The organism is Aestuariivirga sp. (assembly GCF_041738905.1).
Classification (GTDB): domain Bacteria; phylum Pseudomonadota; class Alphaproteobacteria; order Rhizobiales; family Aestuariivirgaceae; genus Aestuariivirga.
Map to the genome: position 1 here is coordinate 1 of NZ_JBGSOZ010000003.1, position 4,019 is coordinate 4,019.

4 protein-coding genes are annotated in these 4,019 nt (G+C 62.0%); all 4 read left to right on the forward strand.

The window, feature by feature from the left end; translation table 11 throughout:
• Nucleotides 1–387, forward strand: a 387-nt coding sequence (locus tag ACEW8Q_RS00365; protein WP_373502065.1) for a hypothetical protein, incomplete at its 5' end; no start/stop codon positions are given.
• Nucleotides 388–468: 81 nt separating this feature from the next.
• The gene (locus tag ACEW8Q_RS00370; RefSeq protein WP_373502066.1) at nt 469–882 is read left to right on the forward strand and encodes an MbcA/ParS/Xre antitoxin family protein; all 414 of its coding nucleotides are present in this window, start codon (nt 469–471) and stop codon (nt 880–882) included.
• Nucleotides 883–890: 8 nt separating this feature from the next.
• A complete protein-coding gene (locus tag ACEW8Q_RS00375) occupies nt 891–1,568 on the forward strand; it encodes an RES family NAD+ phosphorylase (protein WP_373502067.1) in 678 nt (225 codons plus the stop codon).
• A gap of 108 nt (nt 1,569–1,676) precedes the next feature.
• Nucleotides 1,677–4,019, forward strand: a 2,343-nt coding sequence (locus ACEW8Q_RS00380) for a site-specific DNA-methyltransferase (protein WP_373502068.1), incomplete at its 3' end; no start/stop codon positions are given.

Sequence of the window (4,019 nt, forward strand, 5' to 3'; positions counted from 1 at the left end):
GCCGGACTGCCAGACAGCCTCGGCGGCAAGCGCATGGCGATCCGTGTGGCAGAACTGGCGCGCGCCGGTCTAACCCCCGACTGGATGCCCGGCCTCGTGCCGCGCTGCGTGCCGGTGGAAACCCGGCAGAACCAGCACGGCGAACGCTCCGCCACCATCGTGGTGGGCACAGAACGCGTTCTGACCCGGGGGCGCTGGCGCACCGTCGAGGTTCTGGCCTGTCCGGTCACCTGGCGGCCGAACCCGGAACAGATCGCAGCTGCCCGGCGCGGGTATGATGATTGGTGGCAGTCGCTGGACTGGGCGCGCGGTGGGCTGATCGCAGGCGGGATGCTTCGGGAGGTCGAGGTTACGGGTGCGATGCCGAAGGTGCGGCCTTGGTCATGAGGAACCGCACCGTGAGCAGCCGTAGCCCGCTCTTGCCAAATGGCATGATTTCTTTATATTCGTGTCATAGAGGAGAGCATTATGCAGTTCGCCACAATCCAACCCACGATCGCTCGCCCTGACCTTCCCGCCATCACGGACGAGGAAGCCGCAGCGCTTGCACGGACGACCGTGAACCTGTTTCGCGCCTGGCAGCTCAGCGACCTCGAAGCCCGGACGCTGCTGGGCGACATGGCGCAGCGCACGTGGGCGCGGTGGAAAGAGGGCAGCATCGGCCGGATCGACCGCGACCTGCGGGCGCGGATGGCGATCCTCATGGGGATCCACAAAGGCCTGCGCTATATCTTCACCGACCCCACGCGCGGCTATGAGTGGATCCGCAAGCCGAACGCCGCCTTCAACGGGCAAAGCGCCCTCGACATCATGATGCGCGGCGAGATCACCGACCTGATCGACCTGCGCCGCTATCTGGATGCCGAGCGTGGTGCGTGGTGACATCGCCCGTGCGTCGCGTGGTCTGGCCGCGCAGCGCCCGGATAATCCGCTCGATCTATCCGCCGATCGACCTGTTCGAGGATATCGCTGACCCCGCCGATTGGGAGGCGCTGGCTTCGGCCGAGGCCAAGTTCAACCCGCGCATCCGTGACAGCATCGGCGACCTGTCCAAGGTGCCGATCACCCGCCGGGTGACGGGACCCGGTGCCAGTTGGATCATGGCACCCTTCGTCCACTGCTCACCCTTGCGGCCCGGAAGGTTCTCGGACGGCAGCTTTGGCCTCTACTACGCGGGTGACAGCACCGAGGTGGCAATCGCCGAAACCATCCACCACCACGCCCGCTTCATGCGCGCCACGAACGAGGCCCCCGGCTGGACCTCGCAGTTCCGCGAACTGATCGGTTCGGTGGATGCCGATCTGGATGACGTGACCGGCCGCGCCGATCTTGTCCACCCCGACGACTATGGTCCCTCACAAGTTTTCGGTGCTGAACGCCGCGCAGCAGGGTCGAGCGGCATCATGTGGCCCAGCGTCAGATATCCCGAGGGGCAGTGCATTGCCGTTTTCTGGCCCGACGTGATCCCGATCCCTACCCAGGGCGCCCACTTCGCCTATCACTGGAACGGAGCGGCGGTCGACTTCGTGAAGCGGCTGGACAATGGCGAGGTCTGGCAAGTGACCTGACCCCGTCAGAAACGGTCAGCCCCGCGCCGCACTGAACAACTTTGGGCTGCATTTTGCCCGGAAACTCCTTAGCTTGGCTGCAACGACCTCCTTCACTGAAAGTCCGTGATGTCCGATTCCCTGCGTAATCTTGTTCTTGCCAGCATTCCTGAAGACGGCTCTGCCATTGGAAACGGTGCGCTTCTCGCTCTGCTGCGGAAAGAGATGCCGGACCTGACGGATGACGAGTACCACTCAACCCGGGATGACTTGGTTGCAGAGGGCTTGCTGGCCAAGGGACGTGGGCGTGGGGGCTCGGTCTCGCGGGCGGGCATCGACGCGCCGACGGCACAAGAACCTGCCAAACCCAAAGCCGCGCCCACCGCGTCCGGGAACGGATCGGCCGCCTATGCGCATGCGGATCAGGCCGTTCTGCGCCCCGATGTCGGGGTCGAAGCGCAGTTCTCGCACCGCAAGCCGCCGAAGACCTATCGTTACGATTCCAGCCTCGCGCCGGAACTGGCCTGGGACGAGAACGGAGAGCGGCCGTTTGCGGAATGGCTGCTGAACTTGGTGGCAGATGCTGCCGAGAAGGGGGAGGCTAAAGTCTTTGCCCAGCCGCAGATCTGGAATGGGACAGAAGAGCGGTTCACGTCGCTGTCGCAATGCGCAGCGCGCCTGCGCAGCCTTACGAAGCCTTTCCTGAACTGGGCAGGCAAGGCGGAACGACAGCAGATCAGCGTGCCGACGTTGCCCTTGTTCGTGCACGAGCGTCATTCGACATCGGCGATCCTCGAGACACTGACATCACACAAGGCGCGCGGGCAGACCTTGGACCTGTTCGGTGATGTGGACCTCGACATCGCCGATCGGATGGACGCCTACGAGCACAAGGGCCCCTGGACCAACCGCCTGATCCTTGGCGACTCGCAGCAGGTGATGAATTCGCTCACCGAATACGAGGGCATGGGCGGCCAAGTTCAGATGATCTATTTCGACCCGCCCTACGGCGTGAAGTTCGGCTCGAACTTTCAGCCTTTCGTGCGAAAAAACCGGGTCGATCACGGGAAGGACGACGAGATGATCCGCGAGCCCGAGATGGTGAAAGCCTATCGGGACACGTGGGAGCTCGGTCTGCACTCTTACCTGGCCTACCTGCGTGACCGCGTGATGCTGGCGAGAGAACTGCTGACAGAGTCCGGTTCGCTGTTCGTTCAGATTTCCGACGACAACGTGCATCACGTTCGCGAAGTGCTGGACGAGGTGTTTCCAGGCGGCTTTGTCTCTCAGATCACCTTTCAGACAACGTCGGGGTTCGAGTCGACGACGCTCCCAACGCTCGGTGACTACCTGCTCTGGTATTCAAAGGATAAGAGTAAGGTCAAATACAACAAGGTCTTTCAGCCGCAGCCGGTTGAACTGGGCAAAGGCAACGCGCGCTGGGTGCTGTTCCCTGACGGGATGTATCGTGGTGTCACTGCCGCTGAAGCTCGCGGTGAGGAAGAACTGCCAAAAGGCGTGCGACTATACAATCCCGACAACATTCAGTCGCAAGGAGCAGCTTCCGAAACACAGCCATTCAAGCATTTTGGAAAGACCTATCTGCCGGGAGGCAACTCACACTGGAAGGCGAGCTATCCAGACGGAATGAACCGTTTGGCAGCAGCCGGTCGAATTCACGTCGCCAAGAACAGCATCCGCTATCGCCGCTTCGCCGATGACTTTCCATTCCAGCAGATCGGCAACATCTGGACTGATACAATTACCGGCAACTTCACGGACGACAAGATCTACGTCGTGCAAACCGGCTTCAAGGTGATTGAACGCTGCATGCAGATGACCACTGATCCCGGCGAATTGGTGCTCGACATCACTTGCGGCTCGGGGACTACAGCAGTCGCAGCCGAGCAATGGGGCCGCCGCTGGATCACAGTCGACACGTCCCGCGTGCCGGTTGCCCTAGCCAGGCAGCGCCTGCTCACATCGTCATTTCCCTGGTACAAATTGAAGGAACCCTCAAAAGGCCCAGCCGGTGGCTTCGTCTATGAGCGCAAGCGCAACAAGAAGGGCGAGGAAATCGGCGGCCTCGTCCCCAGGATAACGCTCAGGTCGATTGCGAACGATGAAGACCCCAAGATGGAGGCCCTTGTTGATCGTCCCGAGGAAAACGACAAAATCACGCGGGTTTGCGGCCCGTTCACGGTCGAGGCCACGATCCAAGCAGCTGTGAGCATGGGGGACGATGCGGACGGCCCATCCGAGCAGCCTCATTCATCGAGTCCGCGTGCCTACCTTGATCGGATGACCGAAGTGCTGCGGCAGAGCAAGTCGCTCAGCCTGCCCGGCAACGAGACGCTGCAACTTGACAACGTTCGCCCACTGGCTGACCGCGAGTATCTGCATGCGGAGGCTGTGGCAAAGAACGGCAGCGAGAAAACCATCGCAATCGCCTTCGGCCCCGAGGACGGCGCC